At 70.6% G+C, this 26,663-nt stretch carries 22 protein-coding genes; 10 read left to right on the forward strand and 12 right to left on the reverse strand.

Features of this window, described 5'->3' with window-relative positions:
- The first annotated feature begins 1 nt into the window (after position 1).
- The 5 genes from ABZ664_RS30460 (at position 2) to ABZ664_RS30480 (ending at position 4,270) form a co-directional block, all read left to right on the forward strand.
- Positions 2 to 469 (forward strand): hypothetical protein, encoded by a 468-nt coding sequence (locus ABZ664_RS30460; RefSeq protein WP_362517220.1) that lies wholly within the window; start codon positions 2 to 4, stop codon positions 467 to 469.
- Positions 466 to 1,014: a hypothetical protein gene (locus ABZ664_RS30465; protein ID WP_362517223.1), complete on the forward strand. Its 549-nt coding sequence runs from the start codon at positions 466 to 468 to the stop codon at positions 1,012 to 1,014. The genes ABZ664_RS30460 and ABZ664_RS30465 overlap by 4 nt, the downstream gene beginning before the upstream one ends.
- A 248-nt stretch (positions 1,015 to 1,262) precedes the next feature.
- Complete coding sequence (locus ABZ664_RS30470) at positions 1,263 to 2,039, forward strand: MBL fold metallo-hydrolase (RefSeq protein WP_362517226.1); 777 nt, start codon at positions 1,263 to 1,265, stop codon at positions 2,037 to 2,039.
- Between the two features lie 101 nt (positions 2,040 to 2,140).
- A complete protein-coding gene (locus ABZ664_RS30475; RefSeq protein ID WP_362517229.1) occupies positions 2,141 to 3,199 on the forward strand; it encodes an LLM class flavin-dependent oxidoreductase in 1,059 nt (352 codons plus the stop codon).
- A gap of 108 nt (positions 3,200 to 3,307) precedes the next feature.
- Positions 3,308 to 4,270, forward strand: coding sequence for an endonuclease/exonuclease/phosphatase family protein (locus tag ABZ664_RS30480; RefSeq protein ID WP_362517232.1), 963 nt, complete (start codon positions 3,308 to 3,310; stop codon positions 4,268 to 4,270).
- Between the two features lie 168 nt (positions 4,271 to 4,438).
- Here ABZ664_RS30480 and ABZ664_RS30485 read toward each other — a convergent pair whose 3' ends face one another.
- Both ABZ664_RS30485 and ABZ664_RS30490 read right to left on the reverse strand, forming a co-directional pair.
- Complete coding sequence (locus ABZ664_RS30485; protein WP_362517235.1) at positions 4,439 to 5,707, reverse strand: MFS transporter; 1,269 nt, start codon at positions 5,705 to 5,707, stop codon at positions 4,439 to 4,441.
- A 279-nt stretch (positions 5,708 to 5,986) separates the two neighbouring features.
- On the reverse strand, positions 5,987 to 6,793 hold the full coding sequence (locus ABZ664_RS30490; RefSeq protein WP_362517238.1) for a UTRA domain-containing protein: 807 nt from the start codon (positions 6,791 to 6,793) through the stop codon (positions 5,987 to 5,989).
- 367 nt (positions 6,794 to 7,160) lie between these two features.
- On the opposite strand from ABZ664_RS30490, the gene ABZ664_RS30495 reads away from it, so the two are divergent.
- The 4 genes from ABZ664_RS30495 (at position 7,161) to ABZ664_RS30510 (ending at position 13,053) form a co-directional block, all read left to right on the forward strand.
- Positions 7,161 to 9,017, forward strand: coding sequence for an ABC transporter ATP-binding protein (locus tag ABZ664_RS30495; protein WP_362517241.1), 1,857 nt, complete (start codon positions 7,161 to 7,163; stop codon positions 9,015 to 9,017).
- Positions 9,014 to 10,912, forward strand: coding sequence for an ABC transporter ATP-binding protein (locus ABZ664_RS30500; protein ID WP_362517244.1), 1,899 nt, complete (start codon positions 9,014 to 9,016; stop codon positions 10,910 to 10,912). Before ABZ664_RS30495 ends, ABZ664_RS30500 begins: the two co-directional genes overlap by 4 nt.
- Before the next feature lie 305 nt (positions 10,913 to 11,217).
- On the forward strand, positions 11,218 to 11,712 hold the full coding sequence (locus ABZ664_RS30505) for a DUF305 domain-containing protein (protein ID WP_362517247.1): 495 nt from the start codon (positions 11,218 to 11,220) through the stop codon (positions 11,710 to 11,712).
- A 270-nt stretch (positions 11,713 to 11,982) separates the two neighbouring features.
- Complete coding sequence (locus ABZ664_RS30510; RefSeq protein WP_362517250.1) at positions 11,983 to 13,053, forward strand: s-methyl-5-thioribose-1-phosphate isomerase; 1,071 nt, start codon at positions 11,983 to 11,985, stop codon at positions 13,051 to 13,053.
- A 223-nt stretch (positions 13,054 to 13,276) separates the two neighbouring features.
- Here ABZ664_RS30510 and ABZ664_RS30515 read toward each other — a convergent pair whose 3' ends face one another.
- The 10 genes from ABZ664_RS30515 to ABZ664_RS30560 all read right to left on the reverse strand — a co-directional run bounded on the left by ABZ664_RS30515 (position 13,277) and on the right by ABZ664_RS30560 (position 25,064).
- On the reverse strand, positions 13,277 to 14,221 hold the full coding sequence (locus tag ABZ664_RS30515; protein ID WP_362517253.1) for a sulfite exporter TauE/SafE family protein: 945 nt from the start codon (positions 14,219 to 14,221) through the stop codon (positions 13,277 to 13,279).
- Between the two features lie 127 nt (positions 14,222 to 14,348).
- The gene (locus tag ABZ664_RS30520) at positions 14,349 to 14,777 is read right to left on the reverse strand and encodes an Rrf2 family transcriptional regulator (protein WP_362517256.1); all 429 of its coding nucleotides are present in this window, start codon (positions 14,775 to 14,777) and stop codon (positions 14,349 to 14,351) included.
- Positions 14,778 to 14,969: 192 nt separating this feature from the next.
- A complete protein-coding gene (locus ABZ664_RS30525; protein WP_362517259.1) occupies positions 14,970 to 15,806 on the reverse strand; it encodes an aldo/keto reductase in 837 nt (278 codons plus the stop codon).
- A 140-nt stretch (positions 15,807 to 15,946) separates the two neighbouring features.
- A complete protein-coding gene (locus ABZ664_RS30530; RefSeq protein ID WP_362517262.1) occupies positions 15,947 to 18,508 on the reverse strand; it encodes a DUF4118 domain-containing protein in 2,562 nt (853 codons plus the stop codon).
- On the reverse strand, positions 18,505 to 19,359 hold the full coding sequence (locus ABZ664_RS30535; protein ID WP_362517265.1) for a potassium-transporting ATPase subunit C: 855 nt from the start codon (positions 19,357 to 19,359) through the stop codon (positions 18,505 to 18,507). The genes ABZ664_RS30530 and ABZ664_RS30535 overlap by 4 nt, the downstream gene beginning before the upstream one ends.
- Positions 19,360 to 21,471 carry a potassium-transporting ATPase subunit KdpB gene (kdpB, locus tag ABZ664_RS30540; RefSeq protein ID WP_362517268.1) on the reverse strand — a complete coding sequence of 704 codons (2,112 nt, stop codon included), beginning with the start codon at positions 21,469 to 21,471 and terminating at the stop codon, positions 19,360 to 19,362. It abuts the gene before it with no gap.
- Positions 21,472 to 21,524: 53 nt separating this feature from the next.
- Entirely contained in the window at positions 21,525 to 23,186 is a 1,662-nt protein-coding gene (kdpA, locus tag ABZ664_RS30545; RefSeq protein WP_362517271.1) for a potassium-transporting ATPase subunit KdpA, read from the reverse strand.
- A 16-nt stretch (positions 23,187 to 23,202) separates the two neighbouring features.
- Positions 23,203 to 23,292 carry a K(+)-transporting ATPase subunit F gene (gene kdpF / locus ABZ664_RS30550; RefSeq protein ID WP_113705100.1) on the reverse strand — a complete coding sequence of 30 codons (90 nt, stop codon included), beginning with the start codon at positions 23,290 to 23,292 and terminating at the stop codon, positions 23,203 to 23,205.
- A gap of 363 nt (positions 23,293 to 23,655) precedes the next feature.
- Entirely contained in the window at positions 23,656 to 23,952 is a 297-nt protein-coding gene (locus tag ABZ664_RS30555) for a MoaD/ThiS family protein (RefSeq protein ID WP_362517275.1), read from the reverse strand.
- Positions 23,949 to 25,064: an exo-alpha-sialidase gene (locus tag ABZ664_RS30560; protein WP_362517278.1), complete on the reverse strand. Its 1,116-nt coding sequence runs from the start codon at positions 25,062 to 25,064 to the stop codon at positions 23,949 to 23,951. The genes ABZ664_RS30555 and ABZ664_RS30560 overlap by 4 nt, the downstream gene beginning before the upstream one ends.
- Positions 25,065 to 25,418: 354 nt before the next feature.
- Here ABZ664_RS30560 and ABZ664_RS30565 point away from each other — a divergent pair, with 354 nt between their 5' ends.
- Positions 25,419 to 26,573 (forward strand): cellulose binding domain-containing protein, encoded by a 1,155-nt coding sequence (locus ABZ664_RS30565; protein WP_362517281.1) that lies wholly within the window; start codon positions 25,419 to 25,421, stop codon positions 26,571 to 26,573.
- The last annotated feature ends 90 nt before the right edge of the window (positions 26,574 to 26,663 follow it).

Here is a 26,663-nt window from a genome sequence, read left to right on the forward strand (position 1 = left end):
CATGCCCCCGAGGAACAAGCAGCCAGAAAGCCGGACCGCCAAGCCCACCCGGCCCGTGACGATCACCGCGGTGGTCGACCCCGTGGCCGCGCTGGCGTCGGAGAGCCTCGACGACAGCCTCTACTTCTACGACACCAACAAGACCGCGGGATCCACCGGTTTCGGCACCCCCGAGCTGCACAGCCGGGTGCGCAAGGGCGACACCCTGCTGTGGAACGTGATCCCGCTGGAGTGCGAGACCTACGTCTCCCTCGCCGGCATCGAGATCGACCCGCGGGTCGCCGAACCCACGCAGAAGGTGTATCCCGGCACCGACATCGTGTTCTGGACCGCCGAGGTGAAGCAGGACCTCACCGAACCGGTCCCGTACCGGCTCCTGTTCCTGCTTGGCACCGTCAGCACACCGTTCACCGCCACCGCCCGACCGGCCCTGGCCGGTCCCGTCACCGAGGAAAAGGAGGGCCGATGACCCAGGCGTACGCGGCCACCGACTTCACCGATCGTGGCCAGCTCAACTCCGTCCAGCTGAACGTGGTGACCCTCGTCGACATGGAGAGGGCCGCCGCGACGAAGTCCCTGGACGGCTGTCTCTACATGATGGACAACAGCGTCGGCGGGGTCGGGCAGGGCACCGATCACCTGGAGACCATCTGCAAGCAGGGGCAGGTGGTCAACTGGATCATCCGCCCCATCGACATGCACCGCCGCGCGGACGGCACCTGGCCTCCGATGCCGAAGATCAACAACTTGGTCTTCCTCGATATCGAGAAGGGTGACGAGGACGACGTCGCCGAACGCCGGATCATGACCGAGCTCAAGGTCTACGGCGCCCCCGACCGGATGCGCGACCAGTACACCGCCGTCTACTACTACTGGGCCGGGGCGGTGATGAGCGAAGCCCGGCCGGGCCTCTACCGCTACCGATTCGTCCTGGAGCTGGAGAAGGAGCACGGCACCGACAAGCTGTACCTGAACTCGCCCCGCTACCCCGCCCTGCGGGTCCTGCCCGTCTGACCCTCTGCGGGGTCGCGAGCGCGATGTGGCCCCGCGAGAGTGCCGGAGAGTGAAGGTGGGAGGTCATGGTCGCCGGGCGGCGGCCATGGCCGGCGGGTGCGGGACACGCGAGATCCTCGCGGCCTTCCTGCTGGGAAGGCCGCGCCCTGGGAGATACGCTTGATCGGAGATCGGCCCGCGTCCCGTTCGGCCCGCGTGATCGGGGCTGTGATCGAGACGATGCCCGGCCGCGCGACGAACGGAGCGCCATGACGACCACCATCACCGTGATCGGTGGCCCCACGGCCCTGCTGGAGTTCGGCGGGCTGCGCATTCTCACCGATCCGACCTTCGATCCGCCGGGAGACCACCCCGTCGGGCCGCTCACGCTCACCAAGACCATCGGCCCGGCCCTCTCCCCCGCCGACGTCGGCCGGGTGGACCTGGTGCTGCTCAGTCACGATCAGCATCCCGACAACCTGGACAGGCTGGGCCGTCAGGTGATGTCCGCGGCGCCGCTGACCCTGAGCACGCCCGAGGCCGCCGAGCGCACCGGGGTCACCCCGCTGCGCCCCTGGCAGCACCACGATGTCGGCCGCCTCCGCGTCACCGCCGTTCCCGCCCTGCACGGCCCGCCGGGATGCGAGCCCTTCGTCGGTCAGGTCACCGGCTTCGTGCTCAACGGCGACGGGCTGCCCACCGTCTACGTCAGCGGGGACAACGCGTCGCTGGAGTGCGTGGAACTCATCGCCGGGCGGTTTCCCGCCGTCGACGTCGCCCTGCTGTTCGGCGGCGCCGTCCGCACGCCCATGATCGACGATCGCCTCACCCTGAACGCCGCCGAGATGGTGACCGCCGCGCGCCTGCTGGAAGCCCGGCAGGTCGTGCCGCTCCACGTCGAGGGCTGGACCCACTTCACCGAGAACCAGTCGGACGTGCTCGCCGCCTTCTCCGAGGCCGGTCTCGGCCACCTGCTCGTCTCCCCCGCCCCCGGACGATCGGTTTCGCTGGGCCTGCCCGAGGGACGGTCATCCCAGGTGCGGTAGGCGATCCCGTGGTGCGATGAGACGAGCCGACCGGCGGAACCTGGCGGCAATGCCGGATGACCGGCAGAAATAAACCTCCGCCTCGCCCGGTTGCCGCCTACATGGCTGATGACGACATCCGCGGGACGGCCCGCGGCTCTTCCGAGGTGCCCCTGTCGATCCTGGAGCTGGCGACCGTCGGTTCCGGCGTGACACCCACCGAGACCCTGCGAGCGAGCACCGAACTGGCCAGGCGTGCGGAGAAGTGGGGTTATCACCGGATCTGGGTGGCCGAGCACCACGGTATGCCGTCCGTGGCCAGTTCCTCGCCCGCCGTGTTGATCGCCCATCTCGCCGCCGCGACCAGAAGCATCCGGCTGGGGTCCGGCGGTGTCATGCTGCCCAACCACGCCCCGCTCGTCGTCGCCGAGCAGTTCGGCACCCTGCACGCGCTGCATCCGGGCCGCATCGACCTCGGGCTCGGCCGGGCCCCCGGCACCGACCCCGCCACGGCGAGGGCCCTGCGCGGGCGGCACGGCCTGGACGCCGACGACTTTCCCGAGCAGCTGGCCGAGCTGACGGCCTTCCTGGACGGCGCGTTCCCGCACGGCCACCCTCTGGAGCGGGTCGTCGCGGTGCCCCGCTCCCCCGAGTCGGGCCGCCCGCCGATCTGGCTGCTCGGCTCCAGCGGCTTCAGCGCGCGGCTCGCCGGGAGGCTCGGCCTGCCGTTCGCGTTCGCGCACCACTTCAGCGGTGAGAACACCATCCCCGCTCTGGAGCTGTACCGGTCGTCCTTCGAGCCCTCCGCCGTCCTCGACCGGCCGTACGCGATGATCGGCGTCTCCGCGGTCGCCGCCGACACCCCCGAGCAGGCACTGCGCCTGGCCCGCTCCGGCGGGCTGTCCATGCTGCGGCTGCGCCGTGGGGCCCCGCAGCCGATCCCCACGCCCGAGGAGGCGGAGAACCACCCGTACAGCCCGATGGAGCGCGACTTCCTCGACGACTACCTGTCCAAGCTGGTGCTGGGGGACGCCGCCGGAGCGCGGCAGGGGCTCGAGGATCTTCGCAAGCGCACCGAGGCCGACGAGTTGATGATCACCACGATGGTCCACGACTCCGCCGCCCGGATCCGCTCCTACGAGCTCATCGCGCAGGCGTACGACCTCATCGGCGGCTCCTGACCAGGCTGGGGCGCGGAGCACGCGCATCGCCTGGTTTTTGCGTATCTGCGCCGGTAAAGACCTCAATCTCCACCGAAACTGCACAGAAGGCCGTTACGCTCCGGGAGCATGATCAGATCGAGATGGGTGGGCCCGCTGGTCTGGCTGGCGGTGCTGCCCTTCGCGGCCTGGGCGTTGCTCAGGGCCGGCGGCTGGACCCCGGTCTGGCAGTGGGTGGCCCTGGTGGCGTTCACCCCGTACGTGGCGGCGGCCTCGGCGATCCCGCTGCTCCTCGCCCTGGGACTGCGCCGCTGGGCGGCCGCGGCCCTCGCCCTGGTCACGAGCGCGACGCTGGCGACGGTCGTGCTCCCCCGCCACTTCGGCGACGACGACCAGCCCTCGGCCGACGGAGGACGGCTCCGGGTGCTCGCCGCGAACCTCGCCGTCGGCGCGGGCGACACCGACGTCCTGATGAGGCTGGTGGGCTCCCTCGGCCCCGACGTACTCGCCCTCCAGGAGGTCACCCCGGCCGCGCGCGACCGTCTGGAGGCGGCCGGGCTGCGCCGGTACATGCCCCACGTCGTGGACCGCGCGGTCGACGGAGTGTGGGGCTCGGGCATCTACTCCAAGAACCCCATCACCGAGAAGCCGCTGATCGCGCTGGGCAGGTTCCGGCAGGCGCGAGGGGTGATCAAGCACCCGAGCGGCCACGAGATCGAAGTCGTCTCGGTCCACCCCTGCGCGCCCCGGTACGGCGACAGGGTGCCGTGCTGGGAGCAGGGACTGCGGGCGCTGCCCAGGGCGGGCGGCGAGCTGCGGGTGCTCGCCGGAGACTTCAACGCCACCCTCGACCACCGGCCGGTACGCGACCTGCTCGACAGCGGTTACCGCGACGCGGCCGACGTCACCGGGCACGGCCTGACGCCCACCTGGCCGCGGCAGGGCTGGGAGCCCGTCCCCGGGGTGACGATCGACCACGTGCTCGCCGACTCACGCATGGCGATCAGGACCTTCGGCGTCCACCACCTCCCGCACACCGACCATCGTCCGGTCTTCGCCGAGCTGGGCCTGCCCCGCTTCACCAAGCGCTGACCTCGGCCCAACTCGCCAGACCGGGATCCGACGGGGCCGTCCGCACCGAGCGGCACCGGCACGGACCGGCGATCCTCACCGGCGAGGATCGCCGGTCCCGGCCGATCGGACGAGACCGGCCCGCCTCATGGATGCCGATCCCGGCCGATCCGACAGGAGCGGCCCGCCTCATGGACCGCCGAGCGGGGGCCGGGTGGTCACCGCGTTCCTCGAACGAGACCCGCCGAGGAACAGAAGCAGGGCGAGGACGGCGTACGGCACCGCGGAGGCGGTGAAGATCGCGGCATGGCCGACGAGCGCCGAGGCCGCGGCGTACGCGCCGTAGACGAGGACGGCGCCCAGCTCTGTGCCCAGCCCGGCCAGCGAGGTGACGGTGGCGCGCGCCGGGCCCGCGATGCTCTCCTGGAGCCGCACGTCTGCCAGCACGGTCGCCATCTGGAAGACGCAGAAGGCCACCGCGAGAGCGACGAACCCCGCCGCGACGCCGCTGAGCGCGCCCGCGCCGAGCGCGAGCGCACCGAACGCGAGAAGCGCGGCGAACTCCCGGTCGGTGAAGCTCCGCCCGGCCGCCGCGAGCACGCCACCTGCCGCGACACCCACGGAGACCAGAAGCACCAGGAGCGGCACGACGTGCGTGGCGACGCCGGTGCCGACCGCGAGCAGCGGGGTGTACTCCTCCAGCGAACCCCACAGGGCCGTCACGGCCGGTACCAGCAGCAGCGCCCGGCGCGTCGGCCGGTCGACGCGCGCGGCCCGCAACCCTTCGCGCAGGATCGCGGCGTAGCCACCGGCCGGTGTCTCCTCATCGTCGGCCTCCTCGCGTTCCCCGCGTTCCTCCTCGGGGCGTACGCGACGCTCGGGAAAGGCGAGCGCGGCCGCCGCGGCGAGCACGCACGCCAGGACGCTGCCCGCGGCGACCAGCGGGTAGCCGCCCACGGCGAACACCGGGGCGGCCACGGCCATGGACACCATGACGGCACCCGTGCCGACCGCGCGGGCACGCCCCATGACCGCGGCGTAACGGACGGCCGCGCCCAGGCGGTCGAGCTCGGTGTAGACCAGCGCCTCCAGCGCGCCCGACTGCAGCGCTCCGGAGGCACCCCACAGCACGAAGCCCGCGGCGAACACCCAGTAGGAGGGGGCCGCGACCCACAGGAGGAAACCGGCCGCGGCGAGCAATGGCGCCAGGGCGAGCAGCGCGCGTCGCGAGACGGCGTCGGCCCACACTCCGGAGGGGACCTCCAGCACGACGGAGGTGACCGACCAGATCGCCAGGAGCGAGGAGATCTCGGTGGTCGACAGACCCGTGTCGACGAACAGCAACGCGTAGAACGGGTAGAACAGGACGAACTCATCAAGGAAGGTGTAGACGTAAAGCGTCGCGGCGAGGCGCTTCGCACGCCCTTCGGGCGCACGGAGAAAAGAAGAAGTGGTCATGGGGTCCTTCTCGCGAGGGCTGTGCGGACTCGGGATGCTCGGCATCTCCGGAGGCCCACGGCAGCTCGCGCCGGACCGACCGATCGTTCAGGATCAATGTCGCCAGGTCATGTCACAGACCATACAGTCGCCCAGCCCGCTATGGCCTCCCCTTTTTTCCTCTCCAGGACGAAACGTCACTTGGTCGGGGAGGCGGCGTCGCGAGCACGGCGGGCGGGTCCGTCTCGCCTCCGCCTTTTCGGGTGCGCGGGTGTGTGCGGGAAACCCGGTGGGGGCCGGTCAGAACTCGTCGTGCCCGGAGACCTGGCCGATCGGGAAGACGTGCCTGCTCGCGGCACAGATGGTCTCCAGGACGTGGACGGGGACGCCCTCGTCGGAGTAGCCGGTGCGAAGGATGTGGACGACCCACTCCCCCGGTTCGAGCTCCAGGGTCTCGTACTCGAAGGAGGTCGGCGGGCGGGCCGTCAGGCTCTCCTCGGCGTGGCCGAAGGTGTGGCCGAGGGCGATCAGTGCCGCCTGCAGTGACGGCTTCACGAACCCCGGCTCGGCGAGACGGGTGCCCCCGAACAGGTCCGCCCGGAAGTAGCTGGTGGCGACGCGCACCGGGATCCCGTCGGCCGTCATCATCTTCCTGCGGGCGATCACCTCGGCACCGGGTTCGACGCGCAGGCGCGCGGCCACGTGTTCACCGGCCGGTTCCGGTCCCACATAGAGCATCCTGCGGCCGGGCGTGACGCCCTGCCTTTCCGCCTCGGCGAGGAACAGGGACGCCGAACCTCGATCGGCGGGGTCGGTGGGCAGCGCCCGCCGCACCACGACCTTCGGCTCATGGATCATGGGCCCCTCGGGGACCCGCGCCGCCGGTCCCTTCCTCATCTGGGAGATGCGGCCGGGGGACACGCCCAGGCTCGCCGCTATCTCCTCCAGACCCATCCCGGAGTCACGGGCCTCGGCGATCGCCTGACGACGCATCTTCGCCGCTTCCGCGACGAGTCCCTGTTCTTCGGTCATGAGGCGGCTCAGAACCCGCGCGCGCTCGATGGGGTCGCTCAGCCCGGAAACGTCGTGCAGCGTCTTCAGGTCCATCGGGGGCCGCCTCCTCGCGCTCGACACCACCGGGAATTTTAGCCCCCCTATTTTGGTGCGGTGACACTGCCTGGCGGGCTGGAAAGGCTGTCTTACCCACCCGTTCACTCCGAGGAGGGGATTCGCGGTCAGTGGGCATTCTGGCCTGGTGGTTACACCATGCCGACCGTCAAATCAGTTGCCGACGCCGCAGCCTGGTGCGGAAACTGGATGGTCGCCCGCGTCACGCGGGTGGCGGTGATCCGACGGGGCACCACCTGGAGCGGTGGTACGGGAGAGACCGGTTGGGAGGGATGGCGCTCCGGCCTGCCCTGCCCCGGACGGCTCTCACCTCGTCAGAACACCGTGAGGAGCGTGCCGCCTACCGATGCCCCCTGACACCGGAAACACCTCAGCGAGTACCAACAACGCCGACAATACCGACACCACTGACGCCTCCGCCACCAACCCGGCCTCCCTGACTTCGCGGCCCCTCCCCTCGCGCCGCGCCGGGGCGGCCTCCCTGTGGCGGCTGAAGTCCTACCTCCGCCCGTACGTCGCCCGCCTCGTCGCCATCTGGGTGCTGTCCCTCACCGCGGTCGCGATCGGCATCGCCATCCCGCTGATCGGCAGAGAGATCATCGACGGTCCCGTCGCCCGCGGCGAGGCAGGGGCCGTGCCACCCCTCGCACTGCTCGCCTGCGCGCTGGGCGTGATCGAGGCACTGCTCGTCTTCTTGAGGCGGTGGCTGCTGGCCGCCGCCGTCCTCGGCCTGGAGACCAGCCTCCGCGACGACATCTACGGCCACCTCCAGCGGCTGCCGATGGGATTCCACTCCTCCTGGCAGTCGGGCCAGCTGCTGTCCCGGGCGACGACCGACCTGTCGACGATCCGGCGTTTCCTCGGCTTCGGCCTGCTCTTCCTCGTCCTCACCACCGTCCAGATCGCGACGGTGACCGGGCTGCTGCTCCACATGTACTGGCCGCTCGGGTTGCTGGTCGTCGCCTCGGCGGTGCCGATCATGGTCACCACCCTGCGCTTCGAGCGCGAGTACATCACCATCTCCCGCCGGGTCCAGGACGAGCAGGGCGACCTCGCCACGGTCGTCGAGGAGTCCGCGGCCGGCATCCGCACGATCAAGGCGTTCGGCCGCGGCCCGTACGTCTCCGGAATCTTCGAGAAAGGGGCGTTGAAGGTCTACGGGACCTCCATGGAGAAGGTCCGCCTGTCGGCCAGGTTCTTCACCTTCCTTGAGGTGATCCCGAACATCACCCTCGCGCTCGTGCTGCTGCTCGGGGCCCTGGCGGTCGGCTCCGGCACACTGACGCTGGGCACACTGGTGGCCTTCGCCACCCTGATGCTGCAACTGGTCTGGCCCATCTCCGCGCTCGGCTTCATCCTCACGATGGGCCAGGAGGCGATGACCGCGGCGGACCGGGTGATGGAGGTGCTCGACACCGAACCGGAGATCGTCGGAGGCACCGCCGTGATCGAACGGCCCCGAGGGCACCTGCGCTTCGAGGGGGCGGGGTTCACCTTCCCCGGTGACAGGAAACCCGTGCTCCGCGACGTCTGGCTGGAGGTACGGCCGGGAGAGACGGTCGCGGTCGTGGGCGCGACCGGGTCGGGCAAGACCACGCTGACCTCCCTGGTGCCACGGCTGCACGACGCCGACACCGGCCGGGTCACGATCGACGGGGTCGACGTCCGCGACCTGCCGCTGCCCACGCTGCGCTCGATGGTCGCCACCGCCTTCGAGGAACCGACGCTGTTCTCGATGAGCGTCAGGGAGAACCTCACGCTGGGACGGCACGACGCGAGTGAGGAGGAGATAGAGCAGGCGCTGCGGATCGCCCAGGCCGGGTTCGTCCACACGCTGCCGTGGGGGCTGGAGACCAGGATCGGCGAGCAGGGCATGTCCCTGTCCGGCGGCCAGCGCCAGCGGCTCGCGCTGGCACGCGCGGTTCTCAGCCGTCCCAGGATCCTCGTGCTGGACGACACGCTGTCGGCCCTCGACGTCGAGACCGAGGCCTTGGTGGAGGAGGCGCTCCGGCACGTGCTGCGCGAGGCGACCGGGATCGTCGTCGCCCACCGGGCCTCCACCGTACTCCTCGCCGACAGGGTGGCCCTGCTGCTCGACGGCACGATCGCGCACGTCGGCGAGCACCACGAGCTCATGGCGAGCGTGCCCGAGTACCGCGCGCTGCTGTCGGCCGCCCCGGACACCGAGGAGGCGCGGCTGTGAGCGTGACCGAACCTTCCACACATCCCCCGGCGGAACCTTCCGGCACCGAGAGCACGAGCGGGTCCCGGGAGTGGCGGGGCGTCGCGGCCGAGAACCAGGAGGAGCTGTCGGCGCAGGTGTCGTTCCTGCTGCGTGACAGGTCCAGGCGGCTGCTCGGCGACCTGCTGCGCCCGTACCGAGGCAAGCTCGTCCTGCTCGTCGTCATCATCGTGACCTGCAACGCCGCCTCGCTCTCCATCCCCTACCTGGTCAAGGTGGGCATCGACGCGGGCATCCCGCCGATGGTGGCGGGCGCGGGGCCGCGAACGCTGGTGACGGTCGTCGTGGCGATCCTGGCGGCGGCGGCCGTCCAGCTGGTGACCCGGCGGATATTCCTCAGGATGGCCGGGCGCATCGGCCAGAGCATCCTGCTGGAACTGCGGCGGCGGGTGTTCGTCCACTTCCAGAGGCTGTCGCTCTCGTTTCACGAGGACTACACCTCGGGCCGGGTCGTCTCCCGGCTCACCTCCGACATCGACGCCATCTCCGAGATGCTGCAGTCGGGTTTCGACGACCTCGTCACCGCCGTGCTGACACTGGTCGGCACGGCGGTCCTGCTGCTCGTCCTGGACGTCCACCTCGGCGTGGTCGCGCTGCTGCCGCTGCCGGTCCTGATGCTGTTCACCGGCTGGTTCCGGCGGCAGTCGAGCATCGTCTACCGCAGGACCCGGGAGACCGTGGCGCTGGTGATCGTCCACTTCGTGGAGTCGATGGCCGGCATGCGCGCGGTCCAGGCGTTCCGCGGGGAGCCGCGCAACCAGGCTATCTTCTCCCAGCTGAACGCCGACTACCGCGACGCCAACCGGCGGAGCATGCACCTGGTCGCGATCTTCTCTCCGGGCGTCAAGCTCATCGGGAACGTGACGATCGCGGCCGTCCTGCTCTACGGGGGCACGCTCGCGATCCAGGGCGAGGTCACGGTGGGCGTACTGGCCGCCTTCCTGCTCTACCTGCGCCAGTTCTACGAGCCGATGCAGGAGATCAGCCAGTTCTACAACACGTTCCAGTCGGCCGGTGCGGGGCTGGAGAAGCTCTCCGGCGTGCTGCAGGAACGCCCCACGGTGGCCGAGCCCGATGACCCGGTGGCGCTGGAGCGGCCACGCGGGAGGATCGAGTTCCAGGGGGTGCAGTTCTCCTACCTGGACGGCACCCCCGTGCTGCCCCGGCTGGATCTGCTGGTCCCCGCCGGGCAGACCGTGGCGCTCGTCGGCACCACGGGGGCGGGCAAGACCACGCTGGCGAAGCTGGCCTCCAGGTTCTACGACCCCGTCTCGGGGCGGGTATTGCTGGACGGGGTCGACCTGCGCGACCTCGGCGAGGAGACACGGCACGCCGCGGTGGTCCTGGTCACCCAGGAGAACTTCCTGTTCAGCGGGTCGGTGGCGGACAACATCAGGTTCGGCCGGCCCGGCGCGAGCATGGCCGACATCGTGGCGGCGGCCCGCTCGATCGGCGCCGACACGTTCGTCTCCGCGCTCCCCGAGGGGTACGACACCCAGGTCGGCAAGCACGGCGGCCGGCTGTCGGCCGGGCAGCGGCAGCTGGTGGCGTTCGCCAGGGCGTTCCTCGCCGACCCGGCGGTGCTGATCCTCGACGAGGCGACGTCCAGCCTGGACGTCGCCGGCGAGCGGCTGGTACAGCGGGCGATGCGGACGATCCTGGCGGACCGGACGGCTCTGATCATCGCGCACCGCCTGTCGACCGTCGAGATCGCCGACCGGGTGCTGGTGATGGACGGCGGCAGGATCACGGAGGACGGCCCGCCCGGCGAGCTCGTCGAGCGGGCGGGCCGCTACGCCGACCTGCACCGCGCCTGGCTCGACAGCGTCTCCGACCACCGCGACGTCCCCGGCTGACCCACCCGGCGGCAGGGAGGGCTCCCACTCCCGCGCCGCCGCCTTCCCTCGCTCCCCGACCCTGGAATTCCGTACCCCGCCTCCAGAACCGGGGTACGGAATTCCGGGCACACGATTTCCGGCGAACCCTGAACCGCGGGAAGGGCACCCGCGTATCTCAGGACGGAACGGCAGGAATGATCCTTCCCACCCGCAGGAAAGGGGCAGTGATTTCGATGAGCACCCGGCGGTCGCGCAAGCGACGGTCTCTGACCGCCTCCTTGCTGGTCTCCGCCATGCTGACCGCGGGGTGCTCGTCAGCGGCCATGACCACGGAACCCCCCGTCCAGGCGGTGGGACTCGCCGGCGATCGAACCGACGCGGACGTCCGTTTCTCCCAGGAGATGATTCCCCACCACCGGCAGACGATCCAGCTCGCCGACCTGGTGGCCGGCCGGAGCGAGAACCCGTACGTGAACGACCTCGCCGCGAAGATCAAGAAAAAGGAGGCGGCCGACATCGACCTGATGTCCGGCTGGCTGCGGTCGTGGGAGGTCGAGGTACCGGCGGAGGGCGACCACTCCGCGCACGACATGCCGGGCATGCTGTCGGCCACCCAGATCTCCTCCCTGGAGAAACGGTCCGGCGCCGCCTTCGACAAGCTGTGGCTGAGCGTGCTGGGCAAGCACCTCAACAGCGGTGTCCAGATGGCCCAGGTCGCGATCGCGCTGGGCAGGCACCGGCCCACCACCCTCCTGGCGGAGAAGATGGTGACCGAGCAGCGCGCCCAGATCGTCGAGATCGGCGAGAAGCTCGCCTGACCCGTCTCCGGTTCCCGCCGAATCGGCTCCCGGTCGGCCCGGCGTCCCTCTGACCTCGTCTCCGGCCCGTGGCGGGGTCTGCTCGGGCTCACCGTTCCCCCGGAGCGGCGAGCCGTCCGGGAACGACCTGTCCTCCGTGGGTACGCGGCCCCCCAAAAAGGGCATAAGCGCGAGGCACAGCCGGGTCGCGGTGGTGGCGGTGACGCCGAGCGGCGCCCGGTGTGGCGAGCAGAATGGCGGCAGACCACCCGATCCCCCGCTGGAGGTCTCATGAGCACGACCCGAAGGCGCCCTGTCCTCGCGGACTCCGTCCGGATCACCGAGGACGCCGTGGAGATCCTCGACCGCCGGGTCTATCCCTTCGAGCACCGCTGGGTGCGCTGTACCACCAGTGAGGACGTCGCGGTGGCCATCGAACGGATGGTCACCCAGAGCACCGGCCCCTCGTTCGCGGCGACCGCCGGAATGACACTGGCCGCCCGCGAGGCGCGGGGCGAGCCGCCGGGCCGGGCCGCGGCGCGGCTGCGCGAGGCGGGCGACCGGCTGATCGCGACCCGGCCCACGAACAACCACATCCGCGACGCCGTCGAGGCCGTCCTCGCCGCCACGGTGAACGGGCCACTGCCGCAGGCCTGCGGGGACGAACTGGTGGAGGCCGTGACCCGGGCGGCGTCCGAGCACGACGCGGCCTACCTGGCGAGCAGCGCGGCCATGGGCAGGCACGCGGCCGCGCTGCTCGACGACGGCGCCCGCGTCCTCACCCACTGCTGGGCGGACGCCTACCTGATAGCCACCGTCGAGGCCGCTCAGGAGGCGGGCAAGCGACTGGAGTTCATCTGCACCGAGACCCGGCCCTACCTGCAGGGGGCACGGCTGACCGCGCCGACACTCGTGGAGATGGGTTACCGGCCCACCCTCATCACCGACGGAATGGTCGCCTCGGTACTGTCCGACGGGCTCGCCGACGTGGCGCTGACCGCGGCGGACCGGGTGACGATGGACGGGCACGTGGTGAACAAGGTCGGCACGCTCGGGGTGGCGCTCGCCGCCCGCGCCTTCGACGTCCCGTACTACGTGGTGATCCCGGCGCCCGATCCGCAGGCGCCGGGTATCGGCGACGTCGTCATCGAACGGCGGGACGGCGACGAGGTCCTGCACGTTCTGGGGACACGTACCGCGGGCGAGGGCGTGACCGGCCACTATCCCGCCTTCGACGCCACCCCGCCGCACCTGGTGACGAGAATCGTGACCGAGAACGGCGCCTACCCCGCCGAGCGCGTGTCGGAGCACTTCGGCCCCCCGGGCCGCCCGCCGGCGGACGCCCCGGCTCACCCGCTGTAGCCGTTCCCGCCCGGCGCCCTCCAGGCCCGCGGTGTCGATGCCGCCGTGCCGGATCCCGGGGACGCGCGCCGCGAACCGACCGGCCGCCCCGCCCCTCTCGAAGTCCTGACCGTCACGCGCGACCTCAGGACGAGGACCGGGCGGGCGAAAACGCGTGAAGGCCTCTCTCGCTTCGGCGAGAGAGGCCTTCACGCGTGCGGCGCGCCGGAGGGCGCCGCCGGGATCAGCTCGCGGTGCCCGCGGTCTCCTGCTCCGCGGCGCGGCGCTTCTCCTCCTCCTCGATCGCCTCGACCGTCTCGTTGTCGCGGTCGCGGCGGTACTCGCGGACCGAGTAGGCGATGGCGGCGGCCCACAGGACGGCGATGGTGATGTAGGCGGCGGTCTGGACGCCACCGGAGGCGTCGATCCAGTCGCTGCGCAGCAGGGTCCTGATGTTGGTCAGGACGATGATGCCGCCGACGGCGGAGCCCAGGATGCGCGGCGGGATGTGACGGACGAGCCAGGCGGCGATGGGAGCCGCGATGACACCGCCGATCAGCAGGACGGCGACCCAGGAGAAGTCGATGTTCTCGGAGCCGATACCGACGAAGAAGCCGACGCTGGCGGCGATGGCGACCAGGAACTCGCTGGCGTCGATGGAACCGATCACCTTGCGCGGCGCCAGGCGGCCGCTGGCGAGGATCGCCGGGGTGCCGACCGGCCCCCAGCCGCCACCACCGGTGGCGTCGACGAATCCGGCGACCAGACCGAGGGGGGCGAGGAAGCGCTTGCGGAGCGGCTTGCCCAGGTTGCCGCGCGGGAGACCGAAGGCCGTGAAGCGGATCAGGACGTAGACACCCAGCGTGAGCAGGATGATCGACATGATCGGGGCCGCGACCTCGGTGGAGAGGCCGGACAGGAAGGTCGCTCCCACGAACGCGCCGACCGCGCCGGGAACACCGATCTTGGCGACGACTTTCCAGTCGATGTTGTTGAAGCGCCAGTGGGAGATGCCTGAGGCGAGGGTGGTGCCGATCTCGGCGAGGTGGACGGTGGCCGAGGCGGCGGCGGGGTTGGTACCGATGGCCAGGAGCAGAGTCGTCGAGGTGACACCGTAGGCCATGCCGAGGCTTCCGTCGACGAGCTGCGCCGCGAAGCCGACTAGGCCCAAGAGGATGAGCGCACGCACAACGCCCCCCTTCCTATTTTTCCCACTCTGTTGATAGGAATTATGGTGAATGAAGGCCAAGGCGACGTCAAGTCACGTTTCAAGCAAGGCGTCTCAAGGGATGGGAATCTTCGTCCCACACACGAGGTCAGACCCTGCGCCGCCTGCCGGTCTGGGTCGCCGGCGTCAGGAGGGCCGCCAGGCTGACGGTGTCGACGATGGCGCTTATCGAGGTTTCGATGTTCAGCCACACGGTGCGCAGTCGCACCGCCTCTCCGAAGTAGGCCACGTCGCCGGCCGGCACTCCCCTCACCGAGGTCAATTCGCCCCCGACCGCGCGCAGGACGTCTCCGACCGAGATGTCGACGGGCGGCCGGGCGAGCGTGAAGCCGCCCTCGTGACCCCGCTGGGCGAAGACGAGATCGGCGCGGCGCAGGTCGGTCAGGATGCCGCGCAGGAAACTCGCCGGGATCTCCTGCGCCTGGGCCATCGTCTCCGATTTGACCGGGTCGGGATCGCTCAGCGCGATGACCAGCATCGCTCTTATGGCGTAGTCGCTCCGAGCCGTGACGTGCATCCGAAAGTCCCCCCGACAGTGCGCCTCTGCCTTCGGCCTCGCGTGGACTGGTCTCGGTTAAATCTACTATCTCTATAGGTTAACCGTGAAATATTCTCGCGGCTGTGCGAGACCGGGCCACCACGGGCGGCGACGCCTGACCTGCGGGCGAGGAGTCAGCGCGGCGGTGAGGTTCGCCGAGGTCCGATGAGGTCAGCCATCGGCCGCGTCCGAGTCGATCGCGGCGGCCTCACCCCGGTCGAGGGAGGACAGCTCGGCGACCTCCTCCGAGGTGAGGGCGAAGTCGAAGATGTCGGCGTTGGCCCTTATCCGCTCGGCACTGGACGACTTCGGCACGGTGATCAGCCCGAGTTCGATGTGCCAGCGCAGCACGATCTGGGCGGGAGTCCTACCGTGACGCTCGGCGACGGCCGTGACGGCCGGATGCTCCAGCAGGTCACCCCCTCGCCCGATGGGACTCCAGGACTGGGTGACGATCCCGTGCCCGGCGTTGTAGGCCCGGGGCTCGTCACGGGTGAGGAACGGGTTGAGCTGGATCTGGTTCACGTCGGGCACCACGCCGGTCTCGGCCAGCAGCCGCTCGATGTGGGCCGGTTTGAAGTTCGACACGCCGATCGCCCGCACGCGGCCGTCCCTCAGCAGCTTGACCATGCCCTTCCAGGCCTCCACGTAGCGATCCTTGCGCGGCCGCGGCCAGTGGATCAGGTAGAGGTCGGCGTAGTCGAGGCCGAGCCGGTCCAGGCTGGCCTGGTAAGCCTCCTGCGCGGCGTCGTATCCGTGCCACTCGTCATGCAGCTTGGTGGTGACGAACAACTCCTCCCTCGGCACGCCGGAGGCCCGCAGCCCACGCCCCACCCCGGTCTCGTTGTAGTACGCGTAGGCGGTGTCCACCAGCCGGTAGCCCATCTCGACGGCGGCGGCGACCGCGATCTCCGCCTCCGCGTCCGACATGGGCCAGGTTCCCAGGCCGACCTGCGGGATGTCCGCGCCGTTGACCAGCTTCACCGTTGGAATGTCCAGAACAGTCATGATTGACAGCCTTCCACGCAGACCTCGACCGGCCGTCGCCGGGGCGCGGCGGAGAGCTTGGGTGCGAGTGGCATCCGCCCGGTACGCGGAGACACCGGAAAACAGCCCCCGAGCCTCGTTCCACCGTGGTGGGACGCGGGTCACCGTCGTTCCTCCGGGGGGCGCGTTCGCGAGGGGGAGGAAACGGGAAGTGTCAGGATCATGGTGAGACCACCGCCCGGTGTCTCTTCAGGGAGCAGGGTGCCGGCCATCGCCTCGGCGAGCCCTCGGGAGAGCGCGAGACCCAGGCCGACGCCGGTGTGGTTGTCGCGGTCCCCGAGCCGCTGGAAGGGCATGAAGACCTGGTCGTAGGCGTCACGCGGGATGCCCGCACCCCGGTCGACGACCCGGAGCTCCACGTGGTCGCCGTACTCCCCGGCCGTGACGAGGACGTTTTGCCCCTCGGGACTGTGGCGGACGGCGTTGGACATGAGATTGACCAGGATTCGTTCCAGCAGCACCTGGTCGGCGACGACCTCGGACAGATCGGCGGAGAGGTCCACCTCGATCCGCCGGGACAGCGGGCCGAGGTCGTCGACGGCGTGTGGCACGACGTCCTCGAGCGCGGTCGGCTCCAGTGCCAGCCCGAGCACTCCCGCCTGCAGGCGGCTCATGTCGAGCAGGTTGGCCACCAGGCGGTCCAGCTTGACCAGGGATTCGTCCGCCGTGGCGAGCAACTCCCGCCTGTCCTCGGCGGACCAGTCGACGCCGGTGTTGCGCAGGCTCTCCACGGCCGCCTTCGCCGAGGCGAGCGGGGTGCGCAGGTCGTGGCTGACCGCGGCGAGCAGTGCGGTGCGCATCCTGTCGGCCTCGGCGAGCGGCCTGACCCGCTCCGCCTCCTGCGCCAGCCGGTCCTGCCGCAGCGCCACCCCCGCCTCTGCGGCGAACGCCTCCAGCAGCCGCCGGTCGGACGCCTCCAGCAGCCTGCCCCGGATGGCCAGGACGAGCCGTTCGTCGATGACGACGTCGGTGTCCGCGACTCCCGGGCAGGTGCAGGGCGCGTCACCGACGGTGACCACGATCCGCCACGCCTCGGGGTCGGACTGGTCGTCGGGTCCCTGCTCGCCGACGCGTTCCAGCATGGTGACCGAGGCCAGCCCGAAGGTCTCCCTCAGGCGGGCGAGCAGCGAGGCGAGCGCGTGCTCGCCGCGGAGCACGTGCCCGGCCAGGGTGGAGAGGACCTCCGCCTCGGCGCGGGCGCGGGCCGCCTCCCGGGTACGGCGGGCGGCGACGTCCACGACCGCGCTCACCATGACGGCCACCAGCACGTAGACGCTCAGTGCGAACAGGTTCTCCGGGGCTGCGACGGCGAGGCGATCGACGGGCGCGGTGAAGAAGTAGTTGAGCAGCAGGAAGCCGAGCACGGCGGCGGTGACGGCCGGCCACATGCCGCCGACCAGGGCGACCACGACCACCATGAGCAGGAAGAGCAGTATGTCGCTCGGCAGGTTCACGGCGCCGTGGAAGGGCCGCAGTGCCAGGGTCAGGAGCGGCAGCCCGAGAACCGCGAGGAGCCAGCCCGCCACCCGGCGGGTGCGGGTCAGCGCGGCCCGTGACGGAGCGCGGGCACGCGTCCTTTTCACCTCGTCGTGAGTGATCATGTGAACGTCGATGGACCCGGAGCGCGCGGTCGTGGTCACCCCGACCCCCCGCGAGAGGATCTGGGCGAACCGGCCACGCCGGGAGGCCCCCAGCACCAGCTGGGTGGCGTTCACGCCGCGCGCGAAGTCCAGCAGTGCGGTCGGTACGTCATCACCGACGACCTGGTGGTAGGTGCCGCCCAGGTCCTCCACCAGGGTGCGCTGACGGGCCGTGCTCGCGGGGTCGGCTCCGGCCAGGCCGTCGGAGCGTGTGACGTGCACGGCCAGCAGGTCGGCCCCCTGGCCCCTGCCCGCGACCCTGGCGGCCCGCCGAATCAGCGCGTCGCCCTCCGGGCCACCGGTCAGCGCGACCACGACGCGCTCGCGCGCCTCCCAGGTGCCCGCGATGCCGTGATCGGCGCGGTAGCGGTCGAGCTGCTCGTCGACCTTGTCCGCCACCCACAGCAGCGCCAGCTCGCGCAACGCGGTCAGGTTGCCGGCCCTGAAGTAGTTCGACAGTGCCGCGTCGACCTTTTCCGGGGCGTACACGTTGCCGTGCGCCATCCGCCGTCGCAGCGCCTCCGGGTCCATGTCCACCAGCTCCACCTGGTCCGCGCGGCGCACCACCTCGTCGGGCACCGTCTCGCGCTGGGCCACCCCGGTGATCTCCTTGACCACGTCGTTGAGCGACTCCAGGTGCTGGATGTTGACGGTGGAGATGACGTCGATGCCCGCCTCCAGGATCTCCTCGATGTCCTGCCAGCGCTTGGCGTTGCGCGAGCCCGGCACGTTGGTGTGGGCCAGCTCGTCGACCAGGGCCACCCTGGGCCTCCTGGCGATGACGGCGTCCACGTCGAGCTCGGTGAACACGCTTTCGCGGTGGACCATGCTCTTGCGCGGGATCGCCTCTATGCCGTCGAGCAGCTCGGCGGTGCGGGGACGGTCGTGGGTCTCGGCGAGGCCCACGACGACGTCGGTGCCCCTCGCGAGGCGGCGGTGCCCCTCGCAGAGCATCATGTACGTCTTGCCGACACCCGGGGCTGCCCCGAGATAGACGCGCAGCCGCCCTCGCCCCCTGCTCATCTGTCGAGGGCCAGGTTGAGTTCGAGGACGTTCACCGCCGGTTCGCCCATGAAGCCGAGGGAACGGCCGGTGGTGTTCTCCATGATCAGCCCCCTCACCGTCTCCACGGGCAGGCCGCGCTCTCTGGCCACCCGGGGCGCCTGAAGGTCGGCGTACGCGACGGAGATGTCCGGATCGAGGCCGGAGCCACTGGCGGTGACCGCGTCTGCGGGCACCACGGCCCTCGCCGTACCGCGGACCGGGACGGTGCGCCCGGCCGCGTAGTCCTCGCCCGGCCTGCCGCACTCGACCTTCACACCACGATACTCGGCGACGAACGGGCTCGCGGGACAGGCCTGGTTCACGCTCACGACCCGGGAGGGGACGCCCGCGACGGGAAAGACCTTCAGCACGGCGCCCGTCCCGTCGGGCGCGCAGTACGGCCGGGCGCCGCTGACCCCCTCCAGCTCCCCGACGGCCCTGGAGCGGGCGCAGACCTGGGTGAGCAGGCTCCGCCTGCCCTCCCCGCCGTTCGTCCCGGGGACGGGCAGGACGTCCACGACGTCCTCGGGCCCGAGGTTGCTCGCGGCGGTGGAGAGCATGTCGTAGCCGGCGCCGGCCATCGACGGCCTGCTCTGGAAGTAGCGGCCGACCGGTCTGCCGTCAGCGCCGGTGAAGCTCTGGCCGACGAGCGCGCTTCCCACGTCCTTTCCGTCCTTCTGGACGAGGGAGCCGTTGGCGCCGGCGTGGAACACCGTCTGGGCGATGCCGGTGACCACGAGCGGGTAGAAGGCCCCGGTGACGAGGGTGAGGGCGAGCAGCGCCCGGAGCGCGGCGAGATGTCGGCGGATCCAGCTGGGCAGGCGTTCCATTTAAGACACCCCCGGAAGAAACTGGACAATCACATCTATCAACTTGATGCCGACGAAGGGCACGACGATCCCGCCCAGACCGTAGACGTAGAGGTTGCGGCTGAGCAGCCTCGAGGCGCTGGAGGGGCGGTAGCGCACACCACGCAGGGCTAGCGGTATCAGCGCCACGATGACGACCGCGTTGAAGACGACCGCGGACAGGACCGCCGACTGCGGGCTGGACAGGCGCATGACGTTCAGCGCGTCCAGGCCCGGGTAGACCGCCGCGAACATCGCGGGAATGATCGCGAAGTACTTGGCGACGTCGTTCGCGATCGAGAAGGTCGTCAGCGCGCCGCGGGTGATGAGCAGTTGCTTGCCGATCTCGACGATCTCGATGAGCTTGGTCGGGTTGGAGTCGAGGTCGACCATGTTGCCGGCCTCCTTCGCGGCCGACGTGCCGGTGTTCATCGCCACCCCGACGTCCGCCTGAGCGAGCGCGGGCGCGTCATTGGTGCCGTCTCCGGTCATCGCGACCAGCCTGCCGCCCTCCTGCTCCGATCTGATCAGGGCGAGCTTGTCCTCGGGCGTGGCCTCGGCGAGGAAGTCGTCCACGCCCGCCTCGCCGGCGATGGCCCTCGCCGTCAGCGGGTTGTCGCCCGTGATCATGACGGTGCGGATACCCATCCTGCGCATCTCGTCGAAGCGTTCGCGCATGCCCTGCTTGACGACGTCCTTGAGATGGACGACACCCAGGACCCGTGCCCTGCCCCCGGCGCCCCCGGCGCCCCCGGCGCCCCCGGCCTCCCCCGTGACCTCCCCGACGACCAGCGGGGTGCCGCCGGATCCGGAGACCGCGTCGACGATGCCGCCGACCTCGTCGGTGGGGTGACCGCCGTGCTCGCGTACCCATTTCATGACGGCGGTGGCGGAACCCTTGCGGATCCGGCGGCGGTCGAGGTCGACCCCGCTCATCCGGGTCTGCGCGGTAAACCCGATCCACTCGGCACCCGCCAGCTCTCCCGGCCCGCGCTCCCTCAGGCCGTACGCCTGCTTGGCGTAGACCACGATGGAACGGCCCTCGGGGGTCTCGTCGGCGAGACTGGCCAGCTGCGCGGCCGTGGCCAGCTCGTCGGCGGAGACGCCGGGGGCGGTGAGGAACTCCGACGCCTGCCGGTTGCCCAGCGTGATGGTGCCGGTCTTGTCCAGCAGCAGGGTGTTGACGTCTCCCGCGGCTTCGACCGCGCGGCCGCTCATCGCGAGAACGTTGCGCTGGACGAGCCGGTCCATGCCGGCGATGCCGATCGCCGAGAGCAGCGCCCCGATGGTGGTCGGAATGAGGCAGACCAGCAGCGCGACCAGCACGACACCGGTGACACCGTCCCCGGTGAGAGCGAGTGAGTCAGGTACGCCGGGATTCTGGGCCTTGGCGTAGATCGCCAGCGGCTGCATGGTCGCGGTCGCGACCAGGAAAATGATCGTCAGGGCGGCGAGCAGGATGTTGAGGGCGATCTCGTTGGGCGTCTTCTGCCTGTCTGCGCCCTCGACCAGGGCGATCATCCGGTCGATGAAGCTCTCGCCGGGCCGCTGGGTGATCTGGACGACGATCCGGTCGCTCAGCACCTTCGTGCCGCCGGTCACCGCCGACCTGTCGCCACCCGACTCGCGGATGACCGGGGCGGACTCGCCGGTGATGGCCGACTCGTCCACCGAGGCGATGCCGTCGACCACGTCGCCGTCACCGGGGATGACCTCCCCCGCCTCCACGACGACGAAATCACCCCGCAGCAGCTCGGAGGCTCCGACGACGTCCCAGTCGGTGGAGTCGCGTCCGCGCAGCCGCCGCGCCGTGGTGTCGCGCTTGGCGTCGCGCAGCGTGGCCGCCTGGGCCTTGCCGCGCCCCTCGGCGACCGCCTCTGCCAGGTTGGCGAAGATCACCGTGAGCCAGAGCCACACCACGGTGGCCCAGGCGAAGAACGACGGGGTGAGCACGGCGAGCACCGTGGTGAAGACCGCGCCGACCTCGACGATCAGCATCACCGGGTTGCGCCAGAGCGTGACCGGGTTGAGCTTCCTGACCGCCTCGGGAAGCGAGGTGAGCAACTGCCGGGGATCGAGGAGGCCGCCGCCCACCTTTCCCTCCCCTGGTGCGGGGGCAGAGCCCCGCACTTCGAGCGTCCGGGGCGTCACTGGATTCCTTCCGCGAGCGGGCCGAGCGCCAGGGCCGGCAGGAAGGTCAGCGCGACGAGGATCACCGTCACGCCGACGGCCATGCCGACGAACTGCGGGCGGTGCGTGGGCAGCGTGCCCGCGGAGACGGGGACCGGTGCCTGCCCTGCCAGGGATCCGGCCAGGGCGAGAACGAAGACGATCGGCAGGAAGCGGCCGAAGGCCATGCACAGGCCGAGGGCGACGTCGTACCACGGCGTGTTGGCGGTGAGGCCGCCGAAGGCGGAGCCGTTGTTGTTGGAAGCGCTGGTGAAGGCGTACAGCACCTCGGAGAAACCGTGCGGACCGCCGTTGAGCATGCTCGCCCGCCGCTCGGCCGAGCCCATCGCCAGCGCCGTGCCGGTCAGCACGAGCAGCGGCGTGACCAGGAAGTACATCGCGGCGAACTTGATCTCGCGGGAGCCGATCCTCTTGCCCAGGTACTCGGGGGTGCGGCCGACCATGAGGCCGGCCACGAAGACCGTGATCACGGCGAGGACGAGCATGCCGTACAGGCCCGCGCCCGCGCCGCCGGGGGCGACCTCGCCGAGCATCATGTTGAACATCGTGAGCATGCCGCCGAGCGCGGTGAACGAGTCGTGGGAGGAGTTGACCGCTCCGGTGGAGGTGAGCGTGGTGGCGGCGGCGAAGGTGGCGGAGTCTGGCACGCCGAAGCGCACCTCCTTGCCCTCCATCGCCGCGCCCACCGCCTGCGGGACCGTGCCGCCGTGGGCCGTCTCCAGCGCGGTCAGCAGCGCGACGCTCGCCAGCGCGAGCGTCCCCATGATCGCGACGATCGCGTGGCCCTGCCGGGTGTCGCCGACCATGCGGCCGAACGTGCGGGGCAGCGCGAACGGGATCAGCAGGATCACGAGGATCTCGAACCAGTTCGTCCAGGCGGTGGCGTTCTCGAACGGGTGGGCCGAGTTCGTGTTGTAGAACCCGCCGCCGTTGTTGCCCAGCTCCTTGATGATCTCCTGACCGGCCACCGGGCCGCCGGTGATCGTCTGGGTGCCGCCGGTCAGGGTGGTCACCTCGTGCGGGGCGGTGAAGTTCTGGATCAGGCCGCCCGCCAGCAGCACGACCGCGCCGACGAGGGCGAGCGGCAGCAGGACGCGGACGACGCCGCGGACCAGGTCCACCCAGAAGTTGCCGAGCTCCTCGGTCCTCCTGCGGGCGAAGCCGCGGACCAGCGCGATCGCCACCGCCATGCCCACCGAGGCGGACACGAAGTTCTGCACCGCCAGGCCGGACATCTGCACCAGGTAGCCCATCGTCGACTCACCCGGGTAGGCCTGCCAGTTGGTGTTGGTGACGAAGCTGACGGCGGTGTTCCAGGCGACGTGGTCGGGCACCGGGGCGAGCCCCAGCGACAGGAACAACCTGTCCTGCAGCCGCTGCAGACCGTAGAGGAACAGGACGGATGTCACCGAGAACGCCAGCAGGGCGCGGGCGTAGACGCCCCACCTCTGCTCGACGTCCGGCCGGACACCGACGAGCCGGTAGATCACGCGTTCGGCGGCGAGGTGTCTCGTGCCGGTGTAGACGCGGTACATGTGGTCGCCCAGCGGCCGGTGTACGAGCGCGAGGGCGGCGACGAGGGATCCGATGAACCAGATCCCCGCCGTGGTCGAGGACATCAGGAGCGCTCCCTCATCAGAAGCGCTCCGGGAAGAGCAGGGCCGCGACCATGAAGACCACCAGTCCTGCGACCACGACCAGACCTGCGGCGTTGACGGCGCTCACAACCGTTCCACCGCTCTGACGGCCAGCCCGAGGATCGCGAAGACCGCGACCGTCAGGGCGACGAAGATGACGTCTGCCATCCCCACTCCTCGCATCCGGGGTTTGTCCGCCATCACCCGACGGGTGAGGCATACGCAAGGAAACCGCCGTTTTCCGCGCTTCCTGCGCGTCTTGACGGGTTCCATACGCCCCGGTGCCAAGACTTGACGCCTTCCCTACGCGGGCCCCGGACCACCTCCCGGACGAACGCGTCCCCTGTCTCGCGTGCGGCCCGCCGGCCCCCGGCACGTGGAGCCGAGCGTCCGCCCTGTGCGGTCACCCCGATACCGCGACCGCAGGGAGGCGGACGGCCCTCCTCCGCGCCTACCCGCCCGCCATCGCCCCCACGACCATGAACGGCTCGGCTCCCGTCGCGACCGGCTCGGGCAGCGGGGTGTCCGGCGACTCGTGGGACAGATCCAGCTCGCAGGCGAAGAACCGCACGAAGGGGCGGCGACGCTGCGTGACGTGGTCGCGGATCGTCCCGCGCAACATCGGGTAGCGGGCCTCAAGCGCGTCGAGGACCGAACGCTGCGTCACCTGCCCCTGAACATGGAGCTCCACCTCGCCTCCCGTACTCGCGAGGTTGCGCAGATGCACCGGGAGCACCACGCGGATCATGGAAGCGTCTGGACTTCGACGGACAGCACGGCCGGCAGGTCCCTGGCGATGGGCATCCAGTTGTCGCCGGAGTCGGCGGACGCGTACACCTGCCCGCCGGTGGTGCCGAAGTAGACGCCGCACGAGTCCAGCGAGTCGACGGCCATCGCGTCCCGCAGCACGTTGACGTAACAGTGGCTCTGCGGCAGGCCCCTGGTGAGCGGCTCCCACTCGTTTCCGCCCGTCCGGCTGCGGTAGACGCGCAGCCTTCCCTCGGGCGGGTAGTGCTCCGAGTCGCTCTTGATCGGGACGACGTAGACGGTGTCCGGCTCGTGCGCGTGGACGGCGATCGGGAACCCGAAGTCGCTGGGCAGGTCGCCGCTGATCTCGTGCCACGACTCACCGGCGTCGTCACTGCGCATCACGTCCCAGTGTTTCTGCATGAAGAGCACGTCAGGACGCGAGGGGTGCATCGCGATGTGGTGAACGCAGTGGCCGACCTCGGCGTCCTGGTCGGGAATGCCCCCCGAGCTCAGACCCCGGTTCTTCGGCTGCCAGCTCTTGCCGGCGTCGTCGGTCCTGAACACACCCGCGGCCGAGATCGCCACGGTGATGCGCCCGGGATCGCGCGGGTCCGCGACGACCGTGTGCAGGCACATCCCACCGGCACCCGGCTGCCAGGAGGGCCCCGAGCGATGCTCGCGCAACCCGGGCAGCTCCTGCCAGCTCTGCCCGCCGTCGGCCGAGCGGAACAGGGCGGCGTCCTCGACACCCGCGTACACCGTGTCCGGGTCGGTGAGCGATGGCTCCAGGTGCCAGACCCGGGTGAACTCCCACGGGTGCGGCGTGCCGTCGTACCACTGGTGGGTGCCGGGGACGCCGTCGTACTGGAATTGGTTGCCGACCGGCTTCCAGGTCGCGCCGCCGTCGTCGGACCGCTGGATCAGCTGCCCGAACCAGCCGCCGGACTGCGACATGTAGAGGCGGGACGGGTCGGCGGGGGATCCCGTGAGGTGGTAGATCTCCCACCCCCCGAAGTGGGGGCCGCTGATGTCCCACCGCTCGCGTCTGCCGTCCGACGTCAGGATGAACGCGCCCTTGCGCGTGCCGACCAGCACTCGTACACCACTCACCGGGGCTCCTTTCCGATCCCGGCGCCGACCCTTGCCGGCACCGCGCCACACTCCCGATCGTCCGGCCGGGCTCGGAGCCGACTCCGCTCGCGACACGCCCGCCACGGTCGTGGGCACCGACGCTACGACAGCCCACCGACAAAATCGCCGCCGACACTCGCTGGAACGACCGGCAGGAGCCACGAACGACGGATCACCCGCCGGACGCCCTCGACACCCGTACCCTCACCTCGATCGTCCGACAGATCCGGTCGAAGACCGAGGCACACCGGACCGGCCCGCTTTACGGGATCTCGGAAGTGGTTCACAATCCCTGCGGGGGGTCACACGCCGACGCGATCTGATAGAGGCATCATGCAACCTGGCAGGCGATCCCTGGGGGCGGTCCTCCTCACCCTGGGACTTCTCACCCTGGCCTTACTCATCACGGCACTGACGATCGGCCCGGCCGGAGAGACGGCCCTGGCCGCCGCCCCGGCGAGAAACGCCCCTCATTACGCCGTTCCGGCAGGGGCGGCCGACGACACCACGCCACCGACACGTCCCACCGGAACGCGGCCCTGCCCGGTTCCGGGCATCCCCACCTCGACCGGTTACGCCTCCATCTGCTGGAATCCCTCGACGGACGACACGGGGGTCGCCGGCTACGACCTGTACCGCCTGAGGGTCGACGGCTTCGTCCTCGCAGCCACCACGACCGGCACGGTCGGCGGCTTCTCGGGCGACCTGAACCGCTTGTACACGATGTACGTCGTGGCCAGGGACTCGGCGGGGAACATCAGCCCGCCCTCCGCTCTTATCACGGTGTCCGCGACGGTCGGCATGACGCCGAGCGCCTCGCCGAGCCCCCCGCCGGGCGACCGCGTGCCCCCCTCCAAGCCGACCGGCCTGAACGAACCCTGTCCGTGGGACTACCGGGGCGTCGCGTTCTGCTGGCAGCCGTCGAGCGACAACGTGGCGGTGACGGCGTACGACGTCTACCGCGAGACCTCGACGGGATACGTCAAGGTCGGCACGACCACCTATCCCTCGTACCAGAGCTCCGGGGAATCCGGCCTGGTCATCGGGGAGCGCTACACCTACGTCGTGGTCGCCAGGGACGCGGCCGGCAACCTCAGCGCTCCGTCCGATCCGCTGTCGGCCCTCGCCAGGGGAGGTCTCCCCTCCCCCAGCCCCAGCCCGTTGCCGTCGTCGTGCACGGTGTCGTACCACGCGACGACGTGGGGTTCAGGGCTGAGCGCGCAGATCACCGTGCACAACGTCGGCACGACCGCGTTCGACGACTGGACGCTGACGGTCGACTACCCGACATCGGCCGTGCGCCTCGTCTCCGGCTGGTCCGCGGGCTGGACCCAGACCGGCTCACGGCTCACCGCCACGAGCGAGCGGTGGAACAGGGTCATCCCCGCGGGCTCGACGGCACAGGTCGGATTCGTCGCCTCCTACAGCGGCCCCACGCCCACCCCCGTGCGCTTCAACCTCGACGGAAGGGACTGCGGCGTCGGCTGACCACCTCCGAGCCGAGTCTTGGGGGGGGGGGGGGGGGCCCCCCCCCCCCCACCCGGGAGATGAAGCAGCACAACCTCCGGGGGAACACCA

The sequence above is a fragment of the Streptosporangium sp. NPDC006930 genome, from assembly GCF_040635605.1.
GTDB lineage: Bacteria > Actinomycetota > Actinomycetes > Streptosporangiales > Streptosporangiaceae > Streptosporangium.

Excerpts from the sequence above, each read along its gene's own strand:
- ABZ664_RS30505 (WP_362517247.1), top strand. The coding sequence starts at position 11,218 with ATGACCACGGAACCCCCCGTCCAGGCGGTGGGACTCGCCGGCGATCGA.
- ABZ664_RS30510 (WP_362517250.1), top strand. The coding sequence starts at position 11,983 with ATGAGCACGACCCGAAGGCGCCCTGTCCTCGCGGACTCCGTCCGGATC.
- ABZ664_RS30490 (WP_362517238.1), bottom strand. The coding sequence starts at position 6,793 with ATGGACCTGAAGACGCTGCACGACGTTTCCGGGCTGAGCGACCCCATC.
- ABZ664_RS30465 (WP_362517223.1), top strand. The coding sequence starts at position 466 with ATGACCCAGGCGTACGCGGCCACCGACTTCACCGATCGTGGCCAGCTC.
- ABZ664_RS30475 (WP_362517229.1), top strand. The coding sequence starts at position 2,141 with ATGGCTGATGACGACATCCGCGGGACGGCCCGCGGCTCTTCCGAGGTG.
- ABZ664_RS30565 (WP_362517281.1), top strand. The coding sequence starts at position 25,419 with ATGCAACCTGGCAGGCGATCCCTGGGGGCGGTCCTCCTCACCCTGGGA.
- ABZ664_RS30485 (WP_362517235.1), bottom strand. The coding sequence starts at position 5,707 with ATGACCACTTCTTCTTTTCTCCGTGCGCCCGAAGGGCGTGCGAAGCGC.
- ABZ664_RS30460 (WP_362517220.1), top strand. The coding sequence starts at position 2 with ATGCCCCCGAGGAACAAGCAGCCAGAAAGCCGGACCGCCAAGCCCACC.
- ABZ664_RS30535 (WP_362517265.1), bottom strand. The coding sequence starts at position 19,359 with ATGGAACGCCTGCCCAGCTGGATCCGCCGACATCTCGCCGCGCTCCGG.
- ABZ664_RS30525 (WP_362517259.1), bottom strand. The coding sequence starts at position 15,806 with ATGACTGTTCTGGACATTCCAACGGTGAAGCTGGTCAACGGCGCGGAC.
- ABZ664_RS30495 (WP_362517241.1), top strand. The coding sequence starts at position 7,161 with ATGCCCCCTGACACCGGAAACACCTCAGCGAGTACCAACAACGCCGAC.
- ABZ664_RS30530 (WP_362517262.1), bottom strand. The coding sequence starts at position 18,508 with ATGAGCAGGGGGCGAGGGCGGCTGCGCGTCTATCTCGGGGCAGCCCCG.
- kdpA (WP_362517271.1), bottom strand. The coding sequence starts at position 23,186 with ATGTCCTCGACCACGGCGGGGATCTGGTTCATCGGATCCCTCGTCGCC.
- ABZ664_RS30520 (WP_362517256.1), bottom strand. The coding sequence starts at position 14,777 with ATGCACGTCACGGCTCGGAGCGACTACGCCATAAGAGCGATGCTGGTC.
- ABZ664_RS30480 (WP_362517232.1), top strand. The coding sequence starts at position 3,308 with ATGATCAGATCGAGATGGGTGGGCCCGCTGGTCTGGCTGGCGGTGCTG.
- ABZ664_RS30470 (WP_362517226.1), top strand. The coding sequence starts at position 1,263 with ATGACGACCACCATCACCGTGATCGGTGGCCCCACGGCCCTGCTGGAG.
- ABZ664_RS30555 (WP_362517275.1), bottom strand. The coding sequence starts at position 23,952 with ATGATCCGCGTGGTGCTCCCGGTGCATCTGCGCAACCTCGCGAGTACG.